The 26,288-nt window shown below is 67.1% G+C and carries 26 protein-coding genes; 19 read left to right on the forward strand and 7 right to left on the reverse strand.

Going from position 1 to position 26,288, the window contains the following annotated elements; genetic code table 11:
• Positions 1-37 precede the first annotated feature (37 nt).
• The 6 genes from ACFWBU_RS11500 to ACFWBU_RS11525 all read left to right on the forward strand — a co-directional run bounded on the left by ACFWBU_RS11500 (position 38) and on the right by ACFWBU_RS11525 (position 5,911).
• Positions 38-1,108 (forward strand): MCE family protein, encoded by a 1,071-nt coding sequence (locus ACFWBU_RS11500; RefSeq protein WP_378528312.1) that lies wholly within the window; start codon positions 38-40, stop codon positions 1,106-1,108.
• Positions 1,105-2,160: an MCE family protein gene (locus ACFWBU_RS11505; RefSeq protein ID WP_296549613.1), complete on the forward strand. Its 1,056-nt coding sequence runs from the start codon at positions 1,105-1,107 to the stop codon at positions 2,158-2,160. Before ACFWBU_RS11500 ends, ACFWBU_RS11505 begins: the two co-directional genes overlap by 4 nt.
• Positions 2,157-3,368: an MlaD family protein gene (locus ACFWBU_RS11510; protein WP_296549614.1), complete on the forward strand. Its 1,212-nt coding sequence runs from the start codon at positions 2,157-2,159 to the stop codon at positions 3,366-3,368. Before ACFWBU_RS11505 ends, ACFWBU_RS11510 begins: the two co-directional genes overlap by 4 nt.
• 1 nt (position 3,369) lies before the next feature.
• Positions 3,370-3,945, forward strand: a complete 576-nt coding sequence (locus tag ACFWBU_RS11515; RefSeq protein ID WP_296549615.1) for a hypothetical protein — start codon at positions 3,370-3,372, stop codon at positions 3,943-3,945.
• 152 nt (positions 3,946-4,097) lie between these two features.
• Entirely contained in the window at positions 4,098-4,997 is a 900-nt protein-coding gene (locus tag ACFWBU_RS11520; protein WP_378528349.1) for an LLM class F420-dependent oxidoreductase, read from the forward strand.
• Positions 4,998-5,011: 14 nt separating this feature from the next.
• Complete coding sequence (locus ACFWBU_RS11525; RefSeq protein ID WP_378528313.1) at positions 5,012-5,911, forward strand: SDR family NAD(P)-dependent oxidoreductase; 900 nt, start codon at positions 5,012-5,014, stop codon at positions 5,909-5,911.
• On the opposite strand, the gene ACFWBU_RS11530 is transcribed toward ACFWBU_RS11525, so the two are convergent.
• Complete coding sequence (locus ACFWBU_RS11530; RefSeq protein ID WP_169653012.1) at positions 5,860-7,026, reverse strand: hypothetical protein; 1,167 nt, start codon at positions 7,024-7,026, stop codon at positions 5,860-5,862. The two genes, ACFWBU_RS11525 and ACFWBU_RS11530, sit on opposite strands and share 52 nt — an antisense overlap.
• Positions 7,026-7,964: a metal-dependent hydrolase gene (locus tag ACFWBU_RS11535; protein ID WP_378528314.1), complete on the reverse strand. Its 939-nt coding sequence runs from the start codon at positions 7,962-7,964 to the stop codon at positions 7,026-7,028. Before ACFWBU_RS11535 ends, ACFWBU_RS11530 begins: the two co-directional genes overlap by 1 nt.
• A 228-nt stretch (positions 7,965-8,192) precedes the next feature.
• On the opposite strand from ACFWBU_RS11535, the gene ACFWBU_RS11540 reads away from it, so the two are divergent.
• Entirely contained in the window at positions 8,193-8,825 is a 633-nt protein-coding gene (locus ACFWBU_RS11540; protein ID WP_378528315.1) for a TetR/AcrR family transcriptional regulator, read from the forward strand.
• Positions 8,826-8,966: 141 nt separating this feature from the next.
• Positions 8,967-9,812, forward strand: a complete 846-nt coding sequence (locus ACFWBU_RS11545) for an alpha/beta fold hydrolase (RefSeq protein WP_378528316.1) — start codon at positions 8,967-8,969, stop codon at positions 9,810-9,812.
• A gap of 58 nt (positions 9,813-9,870) precedes the next feature.
• Here ACFWBU_RS11545 and ACFWBU_RS11550 read toward each other — a convergent pair whose 3' ends face one another.
• From ACFWBU_RS11550 to ACFWBU_RS11560, 3 genes are read right to left on the reverse strand one after another with little or no spacing between them, the layout of a single operon-like run.
• On the reverse strand, positions 9,871-10,581 hold the full coding sequence (locus ACFWBU_RS11550; RefSeq protein WP_378528317.1) for a type 1 glutamine amidotransferase: 711 nt from the start codon (positions 10,579-10,581) through the stop codon (positions 9,871-9,873).
• Positions 10,574-11,827 (reverse strand): MurT ligase domain-containing protein, encoded by a 1,254-nt coding sequence (locus ACFWBU_RS11555; protein WP_378528318.1) that lies wholly within the window; start codon positions 11,825-11,827, stop codon positions 10,574-10,576. The genes ACFWBU_RS11550 and ACFWBU_RS11555 overlap by 8 nt, the downstream gene beginning before the upstream one ends.
• The gene (locus tag ACFWBU_RS11560; protein ID WP_378528319.1) at positions 11,722-12,735 is read right to left on the reverse strand and encodes an EamA family transporter; all 1,014 of its coding nucleotides are present in this window, start codon (positions 12,733-12,735) and stop codon (positions 11,722-11,724) included. Before ACFWBU_RS11560 ends, ACFWBU_RS11555 begins: the two co-directional genes overlap by 106 nt.
• A 72-nt stretch (positions 12,736-12,807) precedes the next feature.
• Here ACFWBU_RS11560 and ACFWBU_RS11565 point away from each other — a divergent pair, with 72 nt between their 5' ends.
• Positions 12,808-13,707 (forward strand): LysR family transcriptional regulator, encoded by a 900-nt coding sequence (locus tag ACFWBU_RS11565; protein ID WP_169622611.1) that lies wholly within the window; start codon positions 12,808-12,810, stop codon positions 13,705-13,707.
• A 28-nt stretch (positions 13,708-13,735) separates the two neighbouring features.
• Here ACFWBU_RS11565 and ACFWBU_RS11570 read toward each other — a convergent pair whose 3' ends face one another.
• Positions 13,736-14,110 (reverse strand): SHOCT domain-containing protein, encoded by a 375-nt coding sequence (locus ACFWBU_RS11570; RefSeq protein WP_169622612.1) that lies wholly within the window; start codon positions 14,108-14,110, stop codon positions 13,736-13,738.
• 134 nt (positions 14,111-14,244) lie between these two features.
• Positions 14,245-16,053 (reverse strand): 2-isopropylmalate synthase, encoded by a 1,809-nt coding sequence (leuA, locus tag ACFWBU_RS11575; RefSeq protein WP_169622613.1) that lies wholly within the window; start codon positions 16,051-16,053, stop codon positions 14,245-14,247.
• Positions 16,054-16,310: 257 nt separating this feature from the next.
• Here leuA and ACFWBU_RS11580 point away from each other — a divergent pair, with 257 nt between their 5' ends.
• The 10 genes from ACFWBU_RS11580 to ACFWBU_RS11625 all read left to right on the forward strand — a co-directional run bounded on the left by ACFWBU_RS11580 (position 16,311) and on the right by ACFWBU_RS11625 (position 26,173).
• Entirely contained in the window at positions 16,311-17,015 is a 705-nt protein-coding gene (locus ACFWBU_RS11580) for a YciI family protein (protein WP_296549621.1), read from the forward strand.
• Positions 17,016-17,027: 12 nt separating this feature from the next.
• Positions 17,028-18,260 carry an RNA polymerase sigma factor gene (locus ACFWBU_RS11585; protein WP_378528320.1) on the forward strand — a complete coding sequence of 411 codons (1,233 nt, stop codon included), beginning with the start codon at positions 17,028-17,030 and terminating at the stop codon, positions 18,258-18,260.
• 121 nt (positions 18,261-18,381) lie between these two features.
• Positions 18,382-19,647 carry an aspartate kinase gene (locus ACFWBU_RS11590; RefSeq protein WP_169622616.1) on the forward strand — a complete coding sequence of 422 codons (1,266 nt, stop codon included), beginning with the start codon at positions 18,382-18,384 and terminating at the stop codon, positions 19,645-19,647.
• Positions 19,648-19,649: 2 nt separating this feature from the next.
• On the forward strand, positions 19,650-20,681 hold the full coding sequence (locus ACFWBU_RS11595) for an aspartate-semialdehyde dehydrogenase (protein WP_169622617.1): 1,032 nt from the start codon (positions 19,650-19,652) through the stop codon (positions 20,679-20,681).
• Positions 20,682-20,786: 105 nt separating this feature from the next.
• On the forward strand, positions 20,787-21,224 hold the full coding sequence (locus ACFWBU_RS11600; protein WP_169653021.1) for a GNAT family N-acetyltransferase: 438 nt from the start codon (positions 20,787-20,789) through the stop codon (positions 21,222-21,224).
• Between the two features lie 64 nt (positions 21,225-21,288).
• The gene (locus ACFWBU_RS11605; protein ID WP_378528321.1) at positions 21,289-21,867 is read left to right on the forward strand and encodes a TetR/AcrR family transcriptional regulator; all 579 of its coding nucleotides are present in this window, start codon (positions 21,289-21,291) and stop codon (positions 21,865-21,867) included.
• On the forward strand, positions 21,864-23,369 hold the full coding sequence (locus tag ACFWBU_RS11610) for a flavin-containing monooxygenase (RefSeq protein WP_378528322.1): 1,506 nt from the start codon (positions 21,864-21,866) through the stop codon (positions 23,367-23,369). The genes ACFWBU_RS11605 and ACFWBU_RS11610 overlap by 4 nt, the downstream gene beginning before the upstream one ends.
• A complete protein-coding gene (locus ACFWBU_RS11615; RefSeq protein ID WP_378528323.1) occupies positions 23,366-25,081 on the forward strand; it encodes a GMC oxidoreductase in 1,716 nt (571 codons plus the stop codon). The genes ACFWBU_RS11610 and ACFWBU_RS11615 overlap by 4 nt, the downstream gene beginning before the upstream one ends.
• Positions 25,074-25,691 carry a hypothetical protein gene (locus ACFWBU_RS11620; RefSeq protein ID WP_378528350.1) on the forward strand — a complete coding sequence of 206 codons (618 nt, stop codon included), beginning with the start codon at positions 25,074-25,076 and terminating at the stop codon, positions 25,689-25,691. Before ACFWBU_RS11615 ends, ACFWBU_RS11620 begins: the two co-directional genes overlap by 8 nt.
• 62 nt (positions 25,692-25,753) lie before the next feature.
• Entirely contained in the window at positions 25,754-26,173 is a 420-nt protein-coding gene (locus ACFWBU_RS11625; RefSeq protein ID WP_206037334.1) for a Fur family transcriptional regulator, read from the forward strand.
• Positions 26,174-26,288 lie beyond the last annotated feature (115 nt).

The raw sequence follows: 26,288 nt of genomic DNA on the forward strand, positions 1-26,288 counted from the left end.
GACGGGAAGAAGGTGGCTGACACGCGTTATCGCGATCGTGGCTGTCCTGGGTCTGTGCGCGGCCGGTGCCTGGTACGTCGTAGGACCCGACCGCACCAGAACCGTGGTCGCACAGTTCGCGTCGGTGAACGGCATCTATCCGGGGAGCAAGGTGGCCGTTCTCGGCCTGCCCCTCGGCACGGTCGAAGAGGTGCGGCCGGCGGGGCGCGTCGTCGAGGTCACGATGACGGTCCCGACCGACGTCACTCTTCCTGCCGACGTGTCGGCTTTCGTCATGAACCCGGCGGTGATCAGCGACCGCTTCATCGAACTGGGGCCGGCGTATCAGGACGGCCCCGCCCTGCAGGACGGCGACGTCATCCCAGTCGAACGCAGTCACGCCCCGATCAACTGGGACGAGTTGCTCGAAAGCGTCGACATGCTCGCCGGTGCGCTCGGCCCCGAGGGAGGCGAACTCGGCCGGACCCTCGAGGTCGCGGCGGACGCGACCGCCGGAACGGGCGAGGACATGAACCGCGCGATCGTCGCCTTGAGCCAGGCCACCTCGGTCGTCGGCGCCAAGTCCGACGACATCGGCGGGGTGATCGACGACCTCGCGGTCGCGCTCGGGGCAGTCCGTTCGAAGGAGGGAGATCTCGCCACCCTGGTCGAGGGGATGGGCGAACTGGGCGAGGAATTGCAGCGCGCAGATCTCGACGTCGGAACCCCGGTCGATCAACTCACCGTCGTGCTCGACCGACTCGACGTCCTGCTCGCCGACCGCGGCGGCGACATCGAACAGATCATGTCGAATGCGCAGACGCTCACCGACACATTTGCGCTCCACGAGGTCGGGCTCGCCGAGATCTTCGACGTACTGCCTCTGACCATGCAGAACATCGACAACGCCATCGGACCCGACGGCCGGGCACGTATCCGGCTCAACATCTCCACGCAGATCGGCCAGTTCCCGCGCGCACAGGAACTCTGTGCGCAGGAACCGTTACCGCTGTGCACCGGCGCGGGATTCACCAACCCCATCACCGTGCCGTTCGATCTCTCCGACCCCTACGAAGATCTCGTACCCGAAGCACTCGACCGTGCCCTGAACGAAGGCGGCACCCGATGATCGGGCGTCTCCGCGTGGCCGGGGCACTGGCGTCGATCACGGTGCTGTCCGGGTGCGGTCTCAGCCTGCACGAACTCCCGCTCGGCCGGACCGCAGCCGGTGAGACGTACACGGTGACGGCGGTCTTCGAGAGCGCCGACCGGATCGACCCGGGAGCGGAGGTGCGTGCCGGGCAGGCCGTCGTGGGCCGTGTCCACACGCTGCGGACGGACGGCACACGCGCGTACCTGGATCTCAGCATGTCGGCGTCTGCCGAGCTCCCGTCGAATATCGGCGCGTCCGTGCGACTTCCGTCCGCGCTGGGCAGCCCTTTCGTGCAGATCGACATGCCGGAGGACCCGTCACCCGAGCCGCTGTCCGACGGCGACACGATCGAGCGGACGGAGGTGGGTCCGGACATCGAGGCAACCTTCGCGATGCTCGGTCAGGTGGTCAACGGCAGCGGGCTCGACCAGCTCCGCACCATCACCACGGAACTCGATGCCGCGTTCGGCAACCGCGGGGAGAAGATCCGCGACATGCTCACCCGCCTGGACTCCACGATGGCGCTGGCCGACGAGAACAGCGTGCACTTCGAGCGCACTCTCGTCGCGGTGGAGTCGGTGTCCGGGCGTCTTGCGCAGCAACAGGAATTGCTCGACCGCAGTATCGACGACAGCTCGCGCATGGTCACCTTGCTCGCCGAGCAGCAGCAGGATCTGACGACGCTCGTGTCGAGTACCGCGGCGGTGTCCGCGTCGGTCGATGCCGTGATGCAGGACTCCGGCGCGATCGGGGGAGCGGTGTCCGACCTCGCCGACATCACTTCGGGTATCAAGGATTTCAACAACACCGTGGAGGCGGCGCTCGTCAACATGACGGGGTTCATGGACGGCTTCCGCCGCGCGACACCCGGCGACTACTTGATCTTCGACGGCGCCTTCGACATTCCCGCAGCCATCGACTTGCTCGTGACCGGAGGGGTACCGCTCGACGGCGGGCCGGCGGTGCCCTTGCCGCAGGCGGACATCGCGACGGGATTGCAGGACCTGCTCCGAGGCGGTGTCCGGTGAACCGCTCGGTGAAAGTGCAGGTCACCTTGTTCGTGATCGTCGGCCTCCTCGCGACGGTCTTCGGTGTCCGGTACGTGCTGGGACCGCAGAGTCTCGGCGGGGCGATCGACATCCGGGCACACCTGTCCGACGCGCGGGGGATCGGTCCGGGCACATCCGTGACGTACCGGGGCGTCGCTGTGGGGGAAATCGACTCCATCGAGGTCGCACCGGGCGGACGCGGGTCAGACGCGGTGCTCTCCCTGGACCCGGGGACGCAGATTCCGGTCGGCAGTACTGCGCGGGTGGTCACCGCAACAGCGATCGGCATTCTCACTCTCGACATCGAACCCGAGACGGACGAGGGCCCGTACCTCGTTGCCGGCGACGAAATCCTCGTACCGGTCGAGGAACAGAGTCTTCGGCTGGACCAGATGCTGATCCGGATGACGTCGCTGATCGAGAGTCTGGACGCAGACTCTCTGGTCACCCTCGGCGCGACCTGGGGAACCGCCCTCGAAGGGACTGGTCCCGAACTGCAGGCGTTGCTCGAGAACGCCGACGCGTTGTCGCGGATGGTGGAAGAACGGGCGCCGGCCCTCGCGACGCTGCTCGACGAGGGACTCGGTCTCGTCGACGCACTGGCCGCCAACTCCGAGTCGTTCCCCGGCACGGTCGGGGCGGTGCGCGACGTATCCGACCAACTGGTGGGCAGCAAGGACTCGCTCGTGTATCTGCTCGATCGCTCGCCGGAGGCCCTGTCCCGCGTCGAAGCGCTGTTCGCGGCGACCGAGGACAATTTCGGTGTCCTGCTCACCAACCTGGTGACGGTCGGCGAGGTGCTGGGACCACGGACCCCGGCGTTGGAGGCCGGACTCGTGTCGATTCCGGCGGCTTTGAAGGATCTCGACCGGGTCGTCGTGGGTGACCGGGGCAACTTCTCGCTCGTGGCCACGCAGGGGCCGGTGTGTTACTACGACACCCCGCGCCGCACCATCCCGGACTACGGCCCCCGGCAGCCGAACCTTTCGCTCTACTGCCCACCGGGCGAAGGCCATGCTCAGCGCGGCGCGCGGGTGGCCCCGAGACCGAACGACCTCGGCTTGCAGAACCAGACCACGCCGGGTGCGGTGACCGGCCCGGACATCGCCGACGACCCGCTCCTCATTCCGACCGGGGTGGAAGCACTCAACTACTGGCAGCAGCTGTTGGAAGGATTGGGCAACTGAGATGACGCAACCTGCCGAAACGTCGGAAGGCACGACCGCGACGGACGTCGACACGGGAGACGACACCCCGGCGCTGTCGCCGGACGCGCGGGGCGCATTCCGGAGGGGCGGGCCCGCACGATGGGCGGTAGTCGCGTTGATCGTTGCGCTTCTCGCCGCAGCGGCATTCCTCGGGTTCCGGTGGTGGCAGGCGGAGGAAGTTGCCGCGCTGCGCGCCGAAGCCGTGACGAAGGCGCGGGAGTACGCGGTCATGCTGGGCACGTACGACTACCGCACCTTCGACGAGTCGCTGGCTGCGGTCACCGCGAATTCCACCGCCGAGTTCGCGGCGAAGTACGAAGGTGTGGCGGGCGATCTGCGTGGACTGGTCGAGAACGGGCAGGGCACGTCCGTCGCCCGCGCCGACCACGCCGGACTCGAGAGCTTCGACGGTGAGACCGCCACGGTGCTCGTCTTCCTCGACCAGGACGTCACGAATGCGGTGGTGCCGGACGGCCGCACCGACGCGACCCGGTTCATCGTCACGGTCGAGCGCGTCGACGATCGGTGGCTGCTCGACGGCGCCGACGCCGCGTAACCGGATCCTTCCACCGCTCCGAAGCCTCGCCGTTGCATCCTGAGACAATCTGACTATCTTTTGAAGATAGGAAAGTTCTCACAAACCAGAATCCCGTTTACGCGCGGGTGGAGCAACGGCAGACGGCTCGCCGGAAAGGCGCACAGGTGACAATGCGGTTCATCTTCCACTACCCCGAGATCAACGGCCCCGAGGGCGATGTACTCGACCCCGGGCCCGTCCGCGAGGTCGCGGTGGCTGCCGAGCGTGCCGGATTCGACGCCTTCTCCTTCAGCGAGCATCCCGCTCCGGGCGCGCGCTGGCTCTCCGCCGGTGGGCATCAGACTCTCGACCCGTTCGTTGCTCTCGGTTATGTCGCCGGCGCGACCGAGCGTCTCCGTCTGCTCACCTACCTCGCGGTGGCGCCGTACCGGAACCCGTTCCTGCTCGCCAAGGCAGCGGCATCGCTCGACAAGATCTCCGGGGGACGCTTCATGCTCGGAATCGGCACGGGCTACCAGAAGAGCGAGTTCCATGCGCTCGGCGTCGACTTCGACGAACGCAACGCACTGTTCGACGAGGCGCTCGACGTCCTTCCGCTGCACTGGAGCGGTGAACCCTTCAGCTACGACGGCCGTCACTTCAGTGCGCACAACATCGTGGCGAGGCCACGCCCGGTGCAGAATCCGATCCCGATCTGGATCGGGGGCAACTCGGCACTGACCCGCCGTCGCGTCGCGCAGCGAGCGCAGGGGTGGATGCCGATGTCCGGTGGCGCCCAGCTCAGTGCGACCGCGCGCACGCAGGAACTCGGCCCCCTCGATCAGCTTGCGGGCCAGATCACCGACGTGCGCGAGGCGGCGGTCGCCGCGGGCCGCACCGACCACATCGACGTCGTCTATTCGTACAGCGGTGAGATCGGTTCGGCGGGCGTCCACCCCGACCGGCACCGCGAGGTCTTCGCGGATCTGGATAAGGCCGGTGTGGACTGGGTGACCGTCTCCTGCCCCATCGAGGGACTGTCGGCCACCGTCGACTTCCTCGAATCCTTCGGCACCACGTACCTGTCGTGAAAGGTCCCGCAGCCGTGCAGAACACCACCGCGAACGCCTCGCCCGGAGGATGGTTCGAGGAGCGGGCCCGTCTTGCCGGCACCGTCGCCGTGATCACCGGAGGGGCAGGCGGTCTCGGTGAGGCGATCGTCCGGGACCTCGCCGCCAACGGCGTGCGTCCCGCCGTCCTCGACATCGACCGTGCCGCAGTCGATGCACTGGATTCGTCGCTGCGGGAGGCGGGCGTCGACGCCGTCGTCCGGCACGGCGACGTCCGGGATCCGGAGACGCTCGAGGCCTTGTTCGACGCGGCCGACGAGCGATGGGGGAGACTCGACACCCTCGTGAACATCGTCGGTGGCACGTTCCGGTCACCGTTCGTCGATACGACCCCGAAGGGGTGGGACGCGCTCGTCCGCACCAACCTCTCGCATGTGTTCCACGCGTGTTCCCTGGCGGTGCCCCGTATGCAGCGTGGTGGCCGCGGGGGAAGCATCGTCAACCTCACCACCATCGAAGCGCACCGTGCCGCACCCGGATTCGCCGTCTATTCGGCGGCGAAGGCTGCCGTGGAGCAGTTCGCCCGCACCCTTGCCGTCGAGGTGGCGCCTGACGGCATCCGGGTGAACAACGTGGCCCCGGACTTCGTTCCGACGCCTAACCTCGACAAACTCGCCGTGGGCGAGCACGCGCTGACGGATCCACGCAGCGCGGCTGTCGCGATCCCGATGGGGCGGGTCGGTCACGTCCACGACGTGTCGAACTGCGTCGTGTTCCTCGCGTCGGGTCTGTCGTCGTTCGTCACCGGAACGACGCTCCACCCCGACGGCGGCACACTCGCGTCGTCGGGGTGGTTCAACTGGCCCGGAACGGGCTGGGCCAACTATGCGCCGGAGAGTGTCCTCGCGCGAGCGTCGTCGACGCTCGACGAGTAGCTGCGCGGGATCGTGAAGGTCGCTGCCACAACGAGTATCGCCGCCACGAAGCATGCCGCCGTGTACCAGAGGCTGCCGACGGGATCGCCGTCGGCGGTCACGCCGTCGGTGGCCGCGAAGTAGTCGGGCAGCGCACTCGCCCACAACACCGCCATCACCAGCAGGTACACGATGCTGAAATACCTGACGAAGTCGTTGGAATACGCCGGCGTCGCCGGTGAACCGGTCGTGCCCTGCACGGTGCGCAACCGGCGCCACTGGCGTGCGAGCACATAGATCGCCACGGCGGAGACGAGCACGAGTTCGGCGGCGTAGATGGTCGCGCGGACCGTCGTGCTGCCCATCCCGATGACGGTCGCGGGTGCCGGGAGGATCACCGTTCCCAGAGCGGCCAGAAGCCCGACGACCACTGTCCGCCAGACCAGTTCGAGACCTCCGAAGGTGCGGCCCGCGTCGGCGTGGCGGCCGACGAAGTACTGGACGCAGAACGCCAGGGACATCGGCCACAAGGCGGCGAAGACGACCACGCTCGGCAGCGGAACCGACTCGAAGAACGGCTGGTTGACCGGATTGTCGAGCGACCACTCCCACCACCGCAACTGGGGGCCGAGATGATCGAAGATCTCGTAGAAAGCGTGGTGGACGAAACCGACGCACGCGGCGCCGACGAGGGTGCCGTACTGCCGGAACACGCCGAGCATCCGGACGATCTCGAACGCGATCGTCGCCATCAGCGGGTAGATCGCGATGATGTACAGGGGCAGACGCCCCCACATGAACTCGACCGTGAACACGTTGTGCGCGAACATCGTGTCCACGTATTCCTCGACCCCGAAGGCGTCGGGGAAGTACAGCAGCGGTTCGATGATGAACAGGAACGCAAGCGTTCCGAGCCACACGACCAGATTGGTGGGATCACCGGTGCGGCGGAGCCGGACGATCGCGTAGATCAGCGCCAGGAGCGCACCGATCACGATCGTCGCTTCGAGCACCGGAAGGGTCCAGTTCTCCAGGGCGAACGGGCTACGCAGTTCGAAGAGTCCGCCGGCTTCGGCACACGAGAACCCCAGCCGGGTTGCGAGATCCTCGAACGTGGGGGAACAGAGATCCGACATCAGTCGGCCTCCCGCGCGGATACGGTCTCGGCGGTGTACCAGTGTGAGACGTCGTAGCCGGCGTCGAACCGTTCGAACCAGACGTCGGCGAGCGCGGGAAGCTTCTCGTGATCGGGATTGTGCTTGGGCAACTGGCTGCGCACGACACCCGCAAGTGCGACGAGTTGCTCACGCAACGGCAGAACGTCGAACGCCCGCGGCATCGGCCCGTGGTCCTCGGCGTCGAGGAACGGCAGGCGTTTGCGCAGGATCTGCTTACGCCGGTACGACGCGAACATCGACATGGCGTCGATCTTCCGGTCCTCGATCGGCACATGCTTGTTGAAGCCGTCGCACGCGATGGCGATGACGTCGAGCACGTGCTTGAACACGGAAGGTGCCATGCGCATCCGGTAGAGGTCGCTACCGACGACCGCATCGAAGATGATGAGCGCGGAACTGCGGTGCTCGACCTCTTCCACGAAATGCCAGATGAACAGCGATGCGACCCGGTCGTCGCCGGGCCGGAACAAGTGCGAGTCGTTGTCGAGCATCAGCTTGAACACCGGAGTGAAGGTCGCTTCCAGATCCGCCGTGTAGGCGAGGCGGTACTCGAGGGATTTCTCCGCCGTGAGCCGATCGAACGCAGCGACGACCTCGTCGAGCGTTTCCTGCAGACCCGGGTACCGCTTGATCAGCCCTTTGACGTGTTGCCGGTGGGCGGTGGAGTGCTGACCTTCCTGGTACATGAAGGCATTGGCTTCCTCGACCACCTTCGGGTCCTCGATCCGGTGCACGACCTCCTGGACCATGTTCACGATCATCTTCTCGAAACCGATCGCGAGGAACGACACCGCGTTGGCCATGCTCGAGAAGGCCGGGTTCTCCTCGTTCCACAGGAACGGCACGTCGTAGTCCGCGAATGCGAAGCGCATCTTCCGGACCTGCAGGTTCGTCATCGTGGCGCTACCTCGTCTCATGCCGGCCCCGGGAGGCCGGACGGGTGGGGCCCCGGGTGACGAGGCCTCGGTTCGGCGTGACCATACATCAGTGCGCTCATTTGTATGATAGGAATCCCGGCGCCGATGCGGAAGGCCCCGCGACGCGCAGACGGGCCCGGTGTGCAGACGTGCGCCGTGTTACCGTCGGGTTCTTGTTGCAGGTCGTGGTACCCGAGGAAGCAGATCGTGGCGCGGAGACGTGGATGGGGCGGGCGTCCTCCCGTCGACGACGAGGAGGCCACGCAGCGGATAGTCGCGGCAGCGGTCGAGCTGATCGCGCAGTCCGGAGCGGAAATCAGCATCGCCGACGTCGCTCAGTCGCTCGGCGTCATCCGTCAGACGGTGTACCGGTACTTCGCCAGCGCAGACGCGCTGATGCGTGCGGCGGCGATCGCGTCGGTCGAAGGATTCCTGGATCGGCTGGCCGACGAGGTGAGCGGTATCGGTGACCCCGCGGAGGCGATGGTCGCCGGGGTCGTGTTCACGCTCGCGGAAGTCCGTCGTACCCCGCACCTGGGCATCCTGCTGTCGAGTACGTATTCGGACCCGCATCCGGAAGTAATCGCGTCGGGTGAGGCGCGCGCCTTCGGCATGACCATGATCCGGCGGTTCGACGTCGACTGGGAGAGCTACGGCTACGACGACGAGTCGCTCGGCGAACTGGTCGAATTCGTCCTGCGGACGATGCAGTCGTTCTTCGTCTCCCCGGGGGATCCTCCGCGCAGCGAGGACGAACTGCGCCGGTACCTGCGCCGGTGGATGGGTACCGCGATCCTCGCGCAAGAAGCCCCTGGGGTTGCACCCGCCGATGTGACCTAGGTAACATCGATCTTGCGAATCGAGCCGGAGACGTCCGCGGACGACAGAGAAGTGCTCGTGAAGCAGAGATCCGGCCCGGTACACGCGAGAGCGGAACCGGGCCGAACCCCTGTCGGGGGGCCTGCGACGAAAGGGATCAGGGTGGGGGAACGCATCACGACCGTCGTCCACAACGGATTGACGTTCGACATCCGGGACGACGGACCGATCGACGGCGAACGTGTCGTACTGCTTCACGGGTTCCCGCAGGATTCACGATCGTGGGACGGCGTGGCCGCGTGGCTGCACGAGGCCGGATACCGCACCTTCGCGCCGGACCAGCGCGGGTATTCACCGGGCGCGCGTCCGCCGCGTCGCCGCGACTACCGGATTCCCCTGCTCGTCGGGGACGCCATTGCGATCATCGAGCAGGTCGGCGACGGGTCGCCTGTCCACCTCGTGGGGCACGACTGGGGCGCGATAGTCGCGTGGGGAGTGGCTGCCCAGCACCCGGACCTCGTGCGGTCCCTCACCGCAGTGTCGGTGCCCCATCCCGCGGCGTTCCTTCGCGCGTTCGCCACGAGCACCCAGTTGTTCAAGTCCTGGTACATGCTCGCGTTCCAGATGCCGTGGGTCCCGGAACTGCTGCTGAGCAACGAGTCGGTCGGACGCTTCGTTCTGAGCCGGTCGGGCCAGCCCGACGCTGCGGTGACGCGCGACGCGGCGCGTCTTGCCGATCGATCCGCGGTGCGCGGTGGGGTGAACTGGTACCGGGCGATGCTGTGGAGCGACCCCAAGGCGACGCTCGAGTCCGTCACGGTGCCCACGCTCATGGTGTGGAGCGACGGTGACGTCGCCGTCGGGCCCGCCGGGGTCGAGGCCACGCCGCGCTATGTCTCCGGTCCGTACCGGTCGGAGACGCTCGCCGGCGTCAGCCATTGGATCCCGGACGAAGTCCCCGACGAACTCGCCCGCTTCGTCGTCGAGCACGCCTCCGCCCACAGCTGACGGAGGCGGGCTCTCGACGGAGGCGGGCTCTCGACGGAGGCGGGCTCTCGACGGAGTCCTAGGCGCGCAGGCGCTCGCGCCGCAGCAGGTCGACTTCCGGAAGATCGAGCGGCGGTAGTGAATCCACGCCCAGTGCCTGCGCGATCAGGTGGTCGGCGAGTTCGGGATTGCGCGCCAGCACCGGTCCGTGCAGATAGGTGCCGATCACCGAACCCTGTACTGCGCCTTCGAGTCCGTCGCCGACACCGTTGCCGACGCCGCGGGACACGCGTCCCAGGCCTGTCGCACTCGACCCGAGAGTTGTTCCGCCTCGGTGGTTCTCGAAGCCGGTCAGCGGCTGGGTGAGACCGTCGACGACGGGCTGTGTGACGATCTCCCCGATCGAACGGACCTCTTGCGGCGACGTCGTCACGTCGAGGAGGCCGACACCGTCGACGCGTTCTCCCGACGAGGTCTCGTACCAGTGGCCGAGCACCTGGATGGCGGCGCAGATCGCGAGCACGGGCGCGCCGCGGCCGGCGGCCTGCTGCAGACCCGGATAACGCTGGAGATGCCGCGTGGCGAGTCGCTGCGCGGCATCTTCGGCTCCGCCGAGCGTGTACATGTCGAGCGACTCGGGCACCGGGTCGCTCAAACCGATCTCGATGACTTCGGCGTCATAGCCGCGCATGCGCAGACGCTGCCGCAGCACGAGGGCGTTTCCGCCGTCGCCGTAGGTGCCCATGACGTCGGGCAGCACCAGCCCGATCCGAACGGTCGAGTCAGACATTGGCCGTCCTCCTGGAGATTTCGGTGTTGAGATCCCGGAACGCGGTGTAGTTGGCGAGCACCTCCACCCGCCCGGGCGGGCAGGAGGCGATGGCCTTCAGCGGGTCCGGAACGAGAGTGTGGTCGACGCCCGCGTAGGTGAGGCGCACCGCAAGGTCGGTGCCTCGCTCGCCCGCCGCGACCACCTGTACTCCCTCGAAGTGTTCGAAGCGCACATCCCACAGCCAAGACAGGTCTTCGCCGTCGGGCACCTGGCCGTTGACGGCGATGACGAGTCCGTCGACGGTCGGATCGATCATCGACAGCGCTTCCTGCCAGCCCGCCGGATTCTTGGCGAGCAGCATGTGGACGGAATGCGGGCCGACCTGGACGGTTTTGTACCGGCCCGCGACCTCGTCGACAACTGCTGCTGCGGCGACCGCGTCGGCAGGGTCGGCGCCCAGCGCGACCGCGGCCGCGACCGCCTGGGCGGCGTTTCCGCGGTTGGCTTTGCCGGGCAGTGTCAGCTTCAACGGCAGCACAAGACCGTCGGGCCCGTACAAGTTGTCGTCGTCGACCCACCAATCAGGTTGGGGCCGAGCGAAATCGGATCCCGTGCTGTACCAGTGGACCCCCTCGCGGGCGATGGGTTCCCCGGTGCGGGGGCAGCTCACCGAATCGTTCGCCCATCCTGCGCCGGCGGCCACCCACACGACGTTGGGGTTGTCGTACGCGGCCGACGTGACGAGCACATCGTCGCAGTTGGCGATGATCACGGCGTCGGGGTGCCGCTGAAGGCCCGCGCGTAGCTTGCGCTCGATCATGTTGATCTCGCCCACGCGGTCGAGCTGATCGCGGCTGAGATTGAGCAGGACTATCGCTTCGGGGGCGAGGGCGTCGGCCACGTGCGGGGTGTGAAGCTCGTCGACCTCGATCGCGGCGAGAGGCGCGCCGAGATCGGAGGCGAGGGCCGCCACGATGCCCGCGTCCATATTCGCGCCGTCCGCCTGCGTGACGGTCTTGTGGATCGTCTCCAGGGCGGCGGCGGTCATCCGCGTCGTGGTCGACTTGCCGTTGGTGCCGGTGACGAGCACCGTGCGGCGTCCGTGGCCGACCTGCTTCATCAGCGTCGGCTCGATCTTCAGGGCGATGAGCCCGCCGATCATCGACCCCTTACCGCGTCCGGCTTTCTGGGACGCCCAGGCGGCAGCTTTCGCGGCGCGCAGGGCGAACCGGCCGCGCGCGGTGATTTCAGTGCTAGTTCCCACGTCGGCGAGTGTTCCACAGGCCCGGGAGCGGCGCTCCGCCGACTCGGTGCCACCTGGGCAGCCAGTGCCCCTGCGATGACGACGGCACCTCCGAGCAGGGTCAGGAGAGCCGGCTCCTCACCGAACGCGAGTCCCGCTGCCGCGAATCCCACGATCGGCACCATCAGCGAGAGCGGAGCGACGGTGCTCGCCGGATAACGCGACATCAGCGCTACATAGATGCCGTTACCGACGATCGTGGCGAGCAGGACGATGTAGGTCAGACCGGCAAGCGCGAGCGCTCCGTCGGCCGTCGTGAACGCGGTGCCGAGGGTGACCCACGCCGACGGACCCTCGACGACCCACGACACGGCGAGCAACGGAAGGACCGGGACGACGCACATCCACAGCATCAGGCGCATCGGTTCGCGCGAGGCGGCCTTGCGCGTCGCAATGTTGCCGATCGCCCACGACAGCCCGGCGAGCAACGCGAGCATCATCGGGACCAGGCTCGCGTCGGCGGCGCCGTGTGCGAATGCGACCACCACCATCCCGGCGACGGCGGTGAGTACGCCGGCGATCCGAATGCCGCCGAGCCGCTCGCGCAACAGCACTGCACCCAGCACGACCGTCAGCGGCGCCGAGGCTTGGAGAACCAGCGAAGCCAGGCCGGTGGGCAACCCGGATTCCATGGCCCAGAACAGGAATGCGAATTGTCCGAACCCGAAACCGGCACCGTAGAGCACGAGCCACCGCAGAGGCACCACGGGTCGCGGTACGAACAGCACCACGGGAATCGCGATCACGGCGAAGCGGAGTGCTCCGAAGAAGAACGGTGGGAAATGGTCGAGCCCGACCCGGATGGCAAGAAAATTGCAGCCCCAGAGAACGACCACGGTGAGAGCGAGAAGGCGGTCGCGGGGAGTCATACGGATATTGTTCGCAGGAAGAAACGTCCAGGACAATCGAATCTTTCCGAACGCTACATTTAGAATTTCTTCATGGATGTCGCGAGATTGAGGATCCTGCGCGAACTCGCAGACCGTGAGACCGTCGCCGCCACCGCAACGGCACTGTCGATGACACCGTCTGCCGTGTCGCAGCAGCTCAAGATCCTCGCGCGCGAAGCGGGCGTGCCACTGCTCGAACCCGACGGCCGGCGCCTGCGATTCACCGACGCGGGCAGGGCTCTCGTGCTGCGCGCCGACGAGGTCGTCGACGCGCTCGATCGGGCCGATGCAGAAATGGCGGCCTACCGGCAGTCGCCGACCGGCCGGGTCCGCGTGGCGGTGTTCCCCTCGGGAGCCGCGTTGCTGCTCCCTGCTGTCCTCGCGTCGGCAACCGCGCTCGGTGTCGAACTCGACGTCAGCGACGAGGACGCGCCCGCGTCCGCAGTGCCGGGGCTCCTCGCCGACTACGACGTGGTACTCACCCACCGCGACGAGCGCGGCGCGCCGCTCACCGCGCCGCGGGTGGTCGTCGATGCGCTCATGCGGGAGCCGATCGATATCGTGCTCGCACCCGGACACCGCCTGGCGGCACGTTCCGAGGTGCGACTCGACGACCTCGCCGGGGAGAGCTGGATCAGCGTGCGGGGCGGTTTTCCGGTCGACGACGTCCTACTGTCCGTCGCGGCCGTCACGGGGATACGGCCACGGGTCATACACCGCATCAACGACTTCCGCGTGATCGAGGAATTGGTTGTCGCGGGTCGTGGTGTGGCTCTCCTGCCACGGTATTCGATCCTGAATCCACGGCTGGAGCGGCGTCCGCTGGCCGGGGTTCGCGCGGGACGGATCTACGACCTGGTGACCCGGCCGGGTGCGGAACGGCGACCCGCCGTCGCTGCGGTGATGGAGAGCTTTCGTGCCGCAGCGGCGGCGGTACTCGGATCGCAGTGAACCGGCATCGTTTTCGAACGGAAGCGACTCAGGCGAGGGCTTTCGACTTCAGCACCCGGTACTCGTCCTCGTCGATCGTGCCGGCGTCCAGCAGCGCCTTCGCGTCGGCGATCTGCTCGGCCGGAGACTTACCCGCGACCTCACGGATGTAGTTGTCCTGCGCGGACTTGATCTGCGCTGCTTCTCGCGCCGACCGCTCGGCCATACCGCGACCGTGGACCACCAGGTACACCAGGCCGGTGAGCAGCGGGAAGATGAAGAGGAACACGATCCAGATCGCCTTCACCCATCCGGACTGGTCTCGGTTGGCGAACAGATCACTGATGATCAGCCATAGCATGATCAGATACGCGATGAACGCGAAGCACACGATGATGTACCACATGATGTCCCAGAACTCCACGGCGATCCCCTTACTCGTAGGACGAGCTCAGTGGTCCGGGGATGCGTACCGAACCGACGACGCGGCGGTACCCCGGAAACTTCCCGCAGAGTACCGCCGCGCAGGTCGGGACAGAGGCCGAATCGGCCGAGCGATCAGCTCGCGCGGTTGACCGCCGAGACGACCGCCCGCAGCGACGCGACGGTGATGGACGAGGCGATTCCCACGCCCCACACCAGCGTCGTGGTGCCGTCGGGACGGGTCACGTCGGCCTCGACGTAGGCCGCGGCATTCGCGTCGTCGCCGGCGGACATGGCGTGCTCGGAGTATCCGCGTACGGCGACGCGGTAGCCCAGCGACTCGAGGCCGTCGACGAAGGCGGCCAGCGGGCCGTTGCCCGTACCGGTGATCTCCTTCTCGACACCGTTCACCTTGAGGACCGCGGTGACGGTGTCTTCGCCGTCGTCCGTCTCCGCGGCCGTGACCTTCTGGCGGATCCGCTCGAGCGGGGTGACGGGAGCCAGGTACTCCTCGTGGAAGATGTCCCACATCTCCTTGGGGCTGACTTCGCCGCCTTCCCCGTCGGTGACGGCCTGCACGGACTGCGAGAACTCGATCTGCAGACGACGCGGCAGATTCAGGCCGTGGTCGTGCTTCATGATGTAGGCGATGCCGCCCTTGCCGGACTGCGAGTTGACGCGGATCACGGCCTCGTAGCTGCGGCCGACGTCCTTCGGGTCGATCGGCAGGTACGGCACGGCCCACGTGATGTCGTCGACATCGGAACCGGCCGCATCGGCGTCGGCCTTCATGACGTCCATGCCCTTGTTGATCGCGTCCTGGTGGCTACCGGAGAACGCCGTGTAGACCAGGTCGCCGCCGTACGGGTGCCGTTCGGGGACGGGCAGCTGGTTGCAGTACTCGACGGTGCGGCGGATCTCGTCGATGTTCGAGAAGTCGATCTGCGGGTCGACCCCGCGGCTGAACATGTTCAGGCCCAGCGTCACCAGGCATACGTTGCCGGTGCGCTCGCCGTTCCCGAACAGGCAACCCTCGATACGGTCGGCGCCGGCCTGGTAACCCAGCTCGGCGGCCGCGACACCGGTCCCGCGGTCGTTGTGGGGGTGCAGCGACAGGATGATCGAGTCGCGCTGGGCCAGATTGCGGTGCATCCACTCGATCGAGTCCGCGTACACGTTCGGGGTGGCCATCTCGACGGTCGCCGGCAGGTTGATGATCACCGGGTGCTCGGGGGTGGCGCCCAGGGTCGCCACGACCGCGTCGCACACTTCCTTGGCGTACGACAGTTCGGTGCCGGTGTAGGACTCGGGGGAGTACTCCCACCGCCAGTTGGTGTCGGGGTAATCCTTCGCGGTCTCGATCACCAGTTCCGCGGCGTCGGTCGCGATCTTCTTGACGGCGTCCTTGTCGGCGCGGAACACGACCCGGCGCTGCAGGATCGACGTGGAGTTGTAGAAGTGCACGATCACGTTCTGTGCACCGACACATGCTTCGAAGGTGCGCCGGATCAGCTCGGGACGGGACTGCGTCAGTACCTGGATGGTGACGTCGTCGGGAATTGCGTTGTCCTCGATGATTTCCCGGACGAAGTCGAAGTCGGTCTGGCTCGCGGACGGGAAGCCGACCTCGATCTCCTTGTAGCCCATCCGCACCAGCAGATCGAACATCCGGCGCTTGCGGGCCGGGCTCATCGGATCGATGAGCGCCTGGTTGCCGTCACGCAGGTCGACGGCGCACCAGCCGGGTGCGCGGTCGATGATCTTGTCGGGCCAGGTGCGGTCGGGCAGCGAGACCGGCTCGACTTCCTCGGCGAACGGCCGGTACCGGTACGTCGGCATCGACGAGTTCTTCTGGGTGTTCCACGCTGGCTGATCGGCGGGCGCGGGCTTGCTCGGCGGGGTGATGGTGCGCGAACCGGAGGTGAAAGCGTCGGCGGGTGACATGACGTATCTCCAAAGAGGTGGGACCGGTGGGTCCAGATCAGGATATCGACCGGCGCGTAGAAACCCCGCGACGGGAAGCCGGTCTGGTCAGATCCCGCCGCGGCGGCCGAGGAGAAGCGCGCGCTGCATGCCAAGCAGTGTAAACGCCACGACACCTCGTTGCACCGCCGGCCCCCGCTTTGTCCGAAAGGGCTCCGATTGTTCGTCGTCTTTGCAAAGGGGCTTCCCGCCCCTTTCCGAGACGAGAGGATAGCGAGATGAAGTACTTGGCGTTGCTGGCGGAACCGGAAAGCGGGCCCGCCTCCATCCCGGGCACCCCGGAGTTCGAGGAATCGGTGGCGCATCATGCGGTCTTCGACGCGTACGCCGGTCCGGCGATCGTCGGCGGCGGTGCGCTGCATCCGGTGGCCGAAGCGGCGACCGTCAGGAACACCGGCGGCACCCCGCTGGTGACGGACGGTCCGTTCGCCGAGTCGAACGAGGTCGTCGGCGGGTTCTACATCTTCGAGGCGGACGATGTCGATGCCGCTCTCGACCTCGTACGCCGGATTCCCGACATGGACAACGGCTACATCGAGTTGTGGCCGATGGTGGAGTGGTTCTCCACGCCGCACAGCGCCGGATGCTGGCTTGCACTGCTGCGCGAACCCGCCGGCGGCGCGGACGATCCGGGTACCCCGGCCTGGGACGAGGGTGCGGCCGCGCATGCCCGATTCACGGAGGCGGCCGGCTCGGCGGTGCGCGCGGGAGGAGCACTCCGCCCCCCGGCCTCGGCGACCACGGTTCGCACGAAGGGCGGCGAGGTGATGCTGACGGACGGGCCGTTCTCCGAATCCACCGAGATCGCCAACGGCCTGTACGTGTTGTCCGCGCCCGATCGCGCCACCGCAGTGGGACTCGCGCTGCAGATCCCGGTGGGCCCCCGGGGATGCGTCGAACTACGCCGCATGGTCGACGAGTAGCGGAGTGGCCGCATGGACGTCGCCCGGGTGTTTCGCGCGGAGCACGGCCGCGCGGTAGCAGCGGTGACGCGATTCACCGGCGATCTCACCCTTGCGGAGGACGCCGTTCAGGACGCCTTCGTCGACGCATTGCGGACCTGGCCGGACCGGGGCGAACCCGCGAATCCCGGCGCGTGGATCACCACCGTTGCGCGTCGGCGTGCCCTGGACAGGATCCGCCGGGAGGCGGCCCGCGACGGAAAGGAGGTCGCGGCCGTGCGGCGCGGCGACGTACCGGGGGCGCTCGACGACGAGGTGCCGCGGGTGCGTGACGACGAACTGCGGTTGCTGTTCACCTGCTGTCACCCGGCGCTCGCGCCCGACGCCCAAGTCGCTCTCACGCTCCGTCTGGTGTGCGGGCTGACGGCCGCCGAAATCGCCCGGGCGTTCTTGCAGACCGAGTCGACCGTGACGCGGCGTCTCAGCCGCGCGAAGGCGAAGATACGGGATGCGGGGATACCGTTCCGGTCACCTCCGGAACACCTTCTGCCCGAACGTGTTCCGCAAGTCACCACCTGCATCTACCTGGTCTTCACCGAAGGTTATTCCGCGACATCCGGTGACGCACCGGTCCGAGAGGACCTGTGCGCGGAGGCGATTCGGCTCGGACGGCTGCTGTGTGACCTGATGCCCGGCCAGCGGGAGGCGTGGGCACTCCTCGCGCTGATGCTCCTGCACGACAGCCGGCGTCACGAGCGAGTCGGCGCCGACGGAGCGGTGCGACCGCTCGAGGAGCAGGATCGCGGGCGGTGGGACGGGGACCGCATCCGGGACGGTCTCGACGCGCTCGATCGCGCGGGTGGCTCTGCGGGGCCGTACCTGCCCCAGGCGGTGATCGCCGCCGTCCACGCCTGCGCTCCGACCTGGCACGCGACCGACTGGGTCACCATCGTCGGTGCGTACGACCGCCTGCTGGAGTTGTCGGGATCTCCCGTCGTGGCGGTCAACCGCGCGGTTGCCCTCGGGTTCCGGGACGGGTGGGAGGCGGGGCTCGCAGCACTCGAGGCGCTGCCCGAAGACCCACGATTGCGCAGGTTGATCGAGCCTGCCCGCGCAGATCTGCTGCGGCGCGCCGGGCGCCGGGCCGACGCCGCCGACGCGTACCGCGCCGCACTGAAGACCACGGGCAACGAGGCAACGGCCCGGTTTCTGCGGCGAAGGCTCGAGGAAGTAGACCGGTCGAACATTCGGGCGGCCGGTTCGTGACGCCGACGGCGACCGCCCGTTGTTGCGCACGACACTTTCCCGATGGGCCCGACCGACCCCCACACAGCCATCGGTAAGCTTGGCCCCTGGACTTGTTCCCAAGACCCGGAGGTTCGACAGCGTGGCACTCGTCGTCCAGAAGTACGGAGGATCCTCGGTCGCGACGGCCGAGCGGATCCGGCGCGTCGCTGAAAGGATCGTCGAGACCAAAAAGGCGGGCAACGACGTCGTGGTCGTGGTGTCCGCAATGGGTGACACCACGGACGAACTGCTCGACCTCGCTCATCAGGTGTGCCCGGTGCCCCCGGCGCGAGAGATGGACATGCTCCTCACGTCGGGTGAGCGAATCTCGAACTCCCTGGTCGCGATGGCTATCCATTCTCTCGGTGCCGAGGCCCGCTCGTTCACCGGCTCGCAGGCCGGCGTGATCACCACGGGCAGCCACGGCAACGCGAAGATCATCGACGTCACACCCGGTCGTGTCCGCACGGCCCTGGACGAGGGCAGCATCGTGCTGGTCGCCGGGTTCCAGGGAGTGAGCCAGGACAGCAAGGACATCACGACGCTCGGTCGCGGTGGCTCCGACACGACCGCCGTCGCTCTCGCCGCCGCACTGGAGGCGGACGTGTGCGAGATCTACACCGACGTCGACGGTGTGTTCACCGCGGACCCGCGCATCGTCAAGGACGCACAGCGGCTCGAGAAGGTGTCCTTCGAGGAGATGCTCGAGCTGGCCGCGAGTGGCGCCAAAGTCCTGATGCTGCGGTGCGTCGAATACGCCCGCCGCTACAACGTGCCTGTGCACGTTCGTTCGTCGTACACCACCAAGCCCGGCACCATCGTGTCCGGATCGATGGAGGACATCCCTGTGGAAGAGGCACTGATCACCGGCGTTGCGCACGATCGCGGCGAAGCGAAGATCACCGTGGTCGGTCTGCCGGACACCCCCGGCTACGCCGCCAAGGTGTTCCGTGCGGTCGCCGACGCCGACATCAACATCGACATGGTGCTGCAGAACATCTCGAAGGTCGAGACCGGCAAGACCGACATCACCTTCACCCTGCCCACCTCCGACGCTCCGCGCGCGGTCGAACTGCTCACCAAGCGGCAGGAAGAGATCGGCTTCACGCAGGTCCTCTTCGACGACCACATCGGCAAGGTCTCCCTCGTCGGCGCAGGCATGAGGAGCCATCCCGGCGTCACCGCCAAGTTCTGTGAGGCACTCGCCGACGCCGGCATCAACATCGATCTCATCTCGACCTCCGAGATCCGCATCTCGGTCCTCGTCGACGACACCGAACTCGACGAAGCGGTGCGTGCCCTGCATGCAGCGTTCGATCTCGGTGGCACCGAGGAAGCGGTCGTGCACGCAGGGACGGGGCGATAGATATGACCACCATTGCTGTTGTGGGTGCCACCGGACAGGTCGGCATCGTCATGCGCACGCTCCTCGAGGAGCGGAACTTCCCGGCCGACAAGGTTCGTTTCTTCGCCTCGGCTCGCTCGGCCGGCAAGAAGCTTCCCTTCCGGGGTGAGGAAATCGTCGTCGAGGACGCTGCCGCGACGTCCGACGAGGACCTTGCGGGCATCGACATCGCCCTGTTCTCCGCCGGTGCGACGTTGTCCCGTGCGCAGGCTCCGCGCTTCGCTGCCGCAGGCGCGACCGTTGTCGACAACTCGTCGGCATGGCGCAAGGACCCCGACGTTCCCCTCGTCGTGAGCGAGGTCAACCCCGAGCAGGCGAAGAACCCGCCGAAGGGCATCATCGCGAACCCCAACTGCACCACGATGGCCGCGATGCCGGTCCTCAAGGCGCTGCACGACGAGGCGGGCCTGCAGCGTCTGATCGTCTCGAGCTACCAGGCGGTCTCCGGTAGCGGTATCGCCGGTGTCGAGGAACTGCTGGGCCAGGCCCGCGCGGTCATCGACGACGCGGAGAAGCTGGTGCACGACGGCGGCGCGGTCGATTTCCCGGCACCCGACAAGTACGTCGCACCGATCGCGTTCAACGTGCTGCCGCTCGCCGGTTCGCTGGTCGACGACGGTTCCGGCGAGACCGACGAAGACCAGAAGCTGCGCAACGAGTCGCGCAAGATTCTGGGTCTTCCGGATCTGCTCGTGTCCGGAACGTGCGTGCGCGTGCCGGTCGTGACGGGCCATTCGCTGTCGATCAATGCGGAGTTCGAGCGGCCCCTGTCGGTCGAGCGTGCGCAGGAGATCCTCGCCGCGGCTCCGGGTGTCCGGCTCGTCGACGTGCCGACCCCGCTCGCGGCAGCCGGTGACGACGTCTCGCTGGTGGGCCGCATCCGTCAGGACCCGGGTGCGCCCGATGGCCGTGGCCTCGCGCTGTTCGTCTCGGGCGACAATCTGCGCAAGGGCGCTGCGCTCAACACGATTCAGATCGCGGAGTTGCTCGTCTGAGCTCCGTCATCTCGGTACTCGAGCGAGTGGATCATCCCCAGGGGTGGTCCACTCGCTGCTTTTCGTCCGAGGGTTCGCTGTGAGCTCCCACCTAGGATGGCCGGTGTGACGTCCATTCGTTCCGCGACCCTCGACCGCATCGCACCGGCGACCCTCTACCGCATCGTGCGGTTGCGCACGGAAGTGTTCGTGTACGAGCAGGGGATCGTGTCCGAGCCCGAACTCGACGGACTCGACCTCGAGCCCGGCACGACGCACTACTGGGTCGAGGAGGGCGACGATGTGGTGGCGACCCTCCGGGTCCTCGACGCCGACGGACCGGTCATCCACATCGGGCGGGTCGCGACCGCGAAGCAGGCCCGGGGCAGGGGTCTCGCTGCCCGCTTGATCGAGTCGGTGATCGACGACCATCCGCAACCCGTCGAGATCCTGGCACAGGCATATCTCGAGGACTGGTACGGCCGCTTGGGTTTCGAGCGCACCGGCCCGAATTGCGTCGAGGCGGGTATCGACCACCTACCCATGAGACGGCCCGGTCGCTGAACCGCCCTAAAGGGGTTTACATACAGTCTGGACTGTTTGTTGGTTTACCGTTACGATCCGTAGCGTGATCCACGACACTGTGCCCGGCGCCACACGCACTCAGGCGCAACGAACAGCGGCCACTCGCGGGAAACTGCTCGACGCAGCCGTGGAATCCCTGGTCGAGCAGGGATACGCGGGCATCAGTACGCAGGGCATCGCCACCCGCGCCGGTGTCTCCCGTGGCGCACAGTTACACCACTTTCCCACCAAGGAATCGCTGGTCGTGGCGGCGATCGAGCATCTGGTGGAAAAGCGGCTGCACGAGATCCTCGAATCCGACCCCGACCCGGAGTACGGATTCGAGGCATTGTTCGACGCGTTCTCCGGACCGTTGTTCGACGCGGCACTCGAACTGTGGGTCGCGGCCCGGACCGATCCGTCGCTCCACGCAGCGATGATCCCGCTGGAACGCAAGGTGTCCGACGCGCTGCGCACCGGTTGCCTCGAAATCATGGGCGACCGGGTGAGTCCCGACATCATCGACCTCGCCATAGAACTGGCGCGAGGTTTCGCCGTCTCCGCCCTGATGCGTACCCCTGAATCCGATCGAGAGTTCCGGGAGCGTCTCCTCCCGGTCTGGAAGGCCCTGGTGTCGAAATGAGTCTCGCGATGCTCCCCGACCACGTGCACACCCTTGTCGTGGGCGCCGGCTTCGGCGGAATCGGAACGGCCGCTACCTTGCTGCGCCAGGATCCGACCGCAGATGTTCTCGTCCTCGAAAGGGGAGACGACGTAGGCGGTACGTGGCGGGCCAACACCTACCCGGGTGCGGCATGCGACGTCCCGAGCGCGCTGTACTCGTTCTCCTTCGCACCCGAACCCGATTGGTCGCGTGCCCACGGCACCCAGGAAGAGATCTACGCCTACCTCCGGCGCGTGGCCCGTGACGAGGGTGTCACCCAGCGCACAATGTTCGGATGTGAACTGCGGGAGGCACAGTGGGACGCCGCCCGCGCAGTGTGGTCGGTGTCGACGTCCCGCGGCGACCTCACCGCAGACGTGCTCGTCGCCGCAACCGGTGCCCTCTCGACGCCCACCTACCCGAAGGTTCCCGGACTCGAGTTGTTCCGGGGCAAGACCTTCCACTCCGCCGAATGGGACCACGACCACGACCTCGCCGGTGAACGCGTCGCGGTGATCGGCACCGGGGCATCGGCCATCCAGTTCGTTCCCGCGATCGTCGACCGCGTCGCCCACCTCACCCTGTTCCAGCGCACCGCGTCGTGGGTCATGCCCAAGCACGACCCCGCCATCGCGCGCTCGGTCCGGTCGTTGTACCGCCGCTTCCCCTTCACCCAGAAGCTCATGCGCGGCGCCGTATACGGGCAGAAGGAAATCTATGTCGTGGGCATGACGAAGCCGTTCGCCCGCAAATACCTCCTGCCGTTGTTCGAGCGCCGCGCCCGGCAGGTGCTCCGCAAGCAGGTGCAGGACCCGACGCTGCGCGAGCGGCTCACGCCCGATTTCGCGATCACCTGCAAGCGGATCCTGCTGTCCAACGAGTGGTTCCCCACCATCACGCGGTCCGATGTGAGCGTGGTGTCGTCCGGGCTCACCGCGGTGACGGAGAACGGCGTCGTCGACAAGGACGGCAACGAGTACCCGGTGGACACCATCATCTTCGGTACCGGCTTCACGCCGACCGAACCTCCCGTCGCCCACCACATCCGCGGAACCGACGGTCGCACACTCGCCGAGACGTGGGACGGAAGCCCCGCGGCCCACCTGGGAATCTCGGTACACGGGTTCCCCAACCTGTTCCTCGTCTACGGACCCAACACCAACCTCGGACACAGCTCGATCGTGTACATGCTCGAATCGCAGGCTGCATATATCGCCGACGCTTTGCGCACCATGCGATCCCGCGGGATCACCGCCCTCGAAGTGACCGGGGACGCGCAGCGCCGCTACACCGACGAACTCGATCCGCTCCTCGAGGGGACGGTCTGGAACGCCGGAGGTTGCAGCAGCTGGTACATCGACGAGAAGGGCCGCAACTCCGTGATGTGGCCGACGTTCACCTGGCATTACCGTGCGCGCACGAAGCAGTTCGATCTCGAGAACTACACACAGCGGACCGCCGCGGCAGGAGCAACAGCATGACCCACTTCGACGTTCTCGTGATCGGCTCCGGATTCGGAGGCAGTGTCGCCGCGTTACGGCTGACCGAAAAAGGCTACAAGGTAGGCGTTCTCGAAGCGGGCCGTCGCTTCTCGGACGAGGATCTGCCGAAGACCAGCTGGCGGCTGCGCAAGTACCTGTGGGCACCTGCACTGGGGTGCTACGGAGTCCAGCGCATGCACCTGCTTCCCGACGTCCTGGTGATGGCCGGGGCAGGCGTCGGCGGCGGCTCGCTCAACTATGCGAACACGCTGTACAAGCCGCCCACACCCTTCTTCCGTGACCCTCAGTGGGGGCATATCGACGACTGGGAGGCCGAGCTCTCCCCGTACTACGATCAGGCCGCCCGGATGCTGGGCGTGCGCCCGAACCCCACCACCTCTCCCGCCGACAAGGTGATGCGCGAGGTCGCCGAGGAGATGGGCGCCGGCGAGACCTTCGTGACCACGCCGGTGGGCGTGTTCTTCGACGAGCCCGGCAAGACCGTGGCGGATCCCTACTTCGGAGGTGCCGGACCCGAGCGCACCGGCTGCACCGAATGCGGAAGCTGCATGACCGGATGCCGGGTCGGAGCAAAGAACACCCTGGTGAAGAACTACCTGTACCTCGCGGAACGCGCGGGCGCAGTGATCCATGCACTGACCACGGTGACCCGGGTGGTTCCCCGCCCCGGTGGTGGCTACGAGGTCCACACCCGGAGCACCGACGGCATTCGTAAGCGCCGCACCGTGTTCACCGCCGACCACGTGGTCGTCGCCGCCGGCACCTACGGAACCGCACGCTTGCTGCTCGCGAGCCGCGAGACCGGGGATCTGCCCAACCTGTCGAGCACCCTCGGAACGGTCGTGCGTACCAACTCCGAGGCGGTACTCGCGGCGACCGCCCGGAATCGCGACGTGGACTACACCGGCGGTGTGGCGATCACGTCGTCGTTCCATCCCGACGATCACACCCACATCGAACCGGTGCGGTACGGCAAGGGAAGCAATCTCATCGGGATGATCCAGGCGATGCTCGTCGACGGTGGCGGCCGGGTGCCCCGCGTGGTGAAATTTTTCGGTGTCGCGGCCCGGAATCCGGGTGCGTTCCTGCGGAACCTGTCCGTGCGGAACTGGTCGGAACGTACCGTGATCGCGCTGGTGATGCAGACGGACGACAACTCCCTCGAACTGAAGACCAGGCGCACCCCGCTCGGTCGCGGGCTGACCAGCAAGCCGGGACCGGGGGAGCGGCCTCCGGAGTGGATTCCGGTCGGGCACGAGGCGATCCGCCGCATCGCGCAGAAGATCGGAGGCGACCCGGGCGGTTCGATCGTCGACTTGGTCAACATCCCGATGACGGCGCACTTCCTCGGCGGCTGTGCGATCGGTGATTCTCCCGAACGCGGCGTCGTCGACCCGTACCTGCGTGTCTACGGGCACGACGGTCTGCACGTCGTCGACGGGTCTGTCGTCAGTGCCAACCTCGGGGTCAACCCGTCGCTGACGATCACCGCGCAGGCCGAGCGGGCGATGGCGTTGTGGCCGAACAAGGGCGCGAACGACACCCGGCCTCCACTCGGCGCACCCTACGAACCGGTGACCGCGGTTCCTCCCGTGAAACCGACGGTCCCTGCCGGCGCTCCTGCTGCGCTCCGACTCCCGATCCATCCGACTCGACGAAAGGACGCAGACCGTGCTGTGGAAAGTGCCTGAGAGCGCAGACGAGCGCATCGAATGGCCGACGTCGCCGCCCCCGCCGTGGCCGGCAGCGGTACGGGCGACGTTGTGGTGGCACCGCAGTACGCCTGCCGCCGCGGAATACGGGCCCGAGGGCCCGACCCTCCCGATCACGCTCGCGATGATGGTCGACTACCTGGACTCCCCGGTGGGGCCCTATCGCGAGATACTGGCCAGCCCGGTGTTACGACGGGGACTGATCCCGGCGATGGCGGTGCCGTTCATCGCGGTCGACTCCGAACCGTCGGTGCACGGCGGCCGGGCGCACTGGCGGTTGCCGAAGGTGCTGGCGACGTTCTCGGGCGATGTGCTCGGCGACTTCTCCGCAGCCGGGGGCGGATGGAAGGTCGCGACCTCGGCTCGCCCTCGCGGTCCGGAACTGCCGATCATCGGTGGACTCACCTTCGCACAGCCCGGTGACGACGGTTCGATCTCTCGCGCGACCGCGCGACTGCGTGGCAAGTTCCGGTACGCACGTGTCGGGGTGGAGGCGGAAGGGCCGACGCTGAGCCGCTGGCTGCGTCCGGGAACCCACCACGGCATCGTCATCACCTCCGGACGGATGAGCACCGGACCTGCGAAGTAGACCAGTATGCCCCTTTTCTTGACTAATTCCAGAAAAGGGGTATACTGGTTCCCATGCAACGAATGGACGGGCATCACTTCGACCCCACGGAACAACTGCGTTCCGCGGGCCTGCGGGTGACGGCTCCACGAGTTGCCGTGCTGGGAACGGTTGCCGAGCATCCCCATTCGGATGCCGACCACATCGCCGCCCGAGTGCGGGAGACTCTCGGATCTGTGTCCACCCAGGCCGTATACGACGTTCTCAAGGCGTGCGTGGGTGCCGGACTGCTCCGGCGAATCGAACCTGCCGGATCGGCGGCCCGGTACGAGACGCGCATCGGCGACAACCACCACCACCTCGTCTGCCGGAACTGCGGTTCGGTGGTCGACATCGACTGCGTCGTCGGCGCGGCGCCGTGCCTGACCCCATCCGACGACCACGGTTTCGTCGTCGACGAAGCAGAGGTCACCTTCTGGGGACTGTGCGCGAACTGCCGCTAGCCGTTCCCTGAATCTCCACTCATCTTTCATCTCTTCACCAGCACGGACTCGCTTCTCGCGGCCCGTGCCGATCACGCACACCCGAAATCCGGGCATGCAATTCGGAGGACACTGA

It is taken from the genome of Rhodococcus sp. NPDC060084, from assembly GCF_042730335.1.
Lineage (GTDB): Bacteria > Actinomycetota > Actinomycetes > Mycobacteriales > Mycobacteriaceae > Rhodococcus.

What these genes read in the sequence shown, in the direction of transcription:
- ACFWBU_RS11580 (WP_296549621.1), top strand. Translation starts at nt 16,311, where the DNA reads ATGAAGTACTTGGCGTTGCTGGCGGAACCGGAAAGCGGGCCCGCCTCC.
- ACFWBU_RS11520 (WP_378528349.1), top strand. Translation starts at nt 4,098, where the DNA reads ATGCGGTTCATCTTCCACTACCCCGAGATCAACGGCCCCGAGGGCGAT.
- ACFWBU_RS11505 (WP_296549613.1), top strand. Translation starts at nt 1,105, where the DNA reads ATGATCGGGCGTCTCCGCGTGGCCGGGGCACTGGCGTCGATCACGGTG.
- ACFWBU_RS11585 (WP_378528320.1), top strand. Translation starts at nt 17,028, where the DNA reads ATGGACGTCGCCCGGGTGTTTCGCGCGGAGCACGGCCGCGCGGTAGCA.
- ACFWBU_RS11615 (WP_378528323.1), top strand. Translation starts at nt 23,366, where the DNA reads ATGACCCACTTCGACGTTCTCGTGATCGGCTCCGGATTCGGAGGCAGT.
- ACFWBU_RS11535 (WP_378528314.1), bottom strand. Translation starts at nt 7,964, where the DNA reads ATGACGAACCTGCAGGTCCGGAAGATGCGCTTCGCATTCGCGGACTAC.
- ACFWBU_RS11530 (WP_169653012.1), bottom strand. Translation starts at nt 7,026, where the DNA reads ATGTCGGATCTCTGTTCCCCCACGTTCGAGGATCTCGCAACCCGGCTG.
- ACFWBU_RS11625 (WP_206037334.1), top strand. Translation starts at nt 25,754, where the DNA reads ATGGACGGGCATCACTTCGACCCCACGGAACAACTGCGTTCCGCGGGC.
- ACFWBU_RS11515 (WP_296549615.1), top strand. Translation starts at nt 3,370, where the DNA reads ATGACGCAACCTGCCGAAACGTCGGAAGGCACGACCGCGACGGACGTC.
- ACFWBU_RS11550 (WP_378528317.1), bottom strand. Translation starts at nt 10,581, where the DNA reads ATGTCTGACTCGACCGTTCGGATCGGGCTGGTGCTGCCCGACGTCATG.
- ACFWBU_RS11595 (WP_169622617.1), top strand. Translation starts at nt 19,650, where the DNA reads ATGACCACCATTGCTGTTGTGGGTGCCACCGGACAGGTCGGCATCGTC.
- leuA (WP_169622613.1), bottom strand. Translation starts at nt 16,053, where the DNA reads ATGTCACCCGCCGACGCTTTCACCTCCGGTTCGCGCACCATCACCCCG.
- ACFWBU_RS11565 (WP_169622611.1), top strand. Translation starts at nt 12,808, where the DNA reads ATGGATGTCGCGAGATTGAGGATCCTGCGCGAACTCGCAGACCGTGAG.
- ACFWBU_RS11560 (WP_378528319.1), bottom strand. Translation starts at nt 12,735, where the DNA reads ATGACTCCCCGCGACCGCCTTCTCGCTCTCACCGTGGTCGTTCTCTGG.
- ACFWBU_RS11610 (WP_378528322.1), top strand. Translation starts at nt 21,864, where the DNA reads ATGAGTCTCGCGATGCTCCCCGACCACGTGCACACCCTTGTCGTGGGC.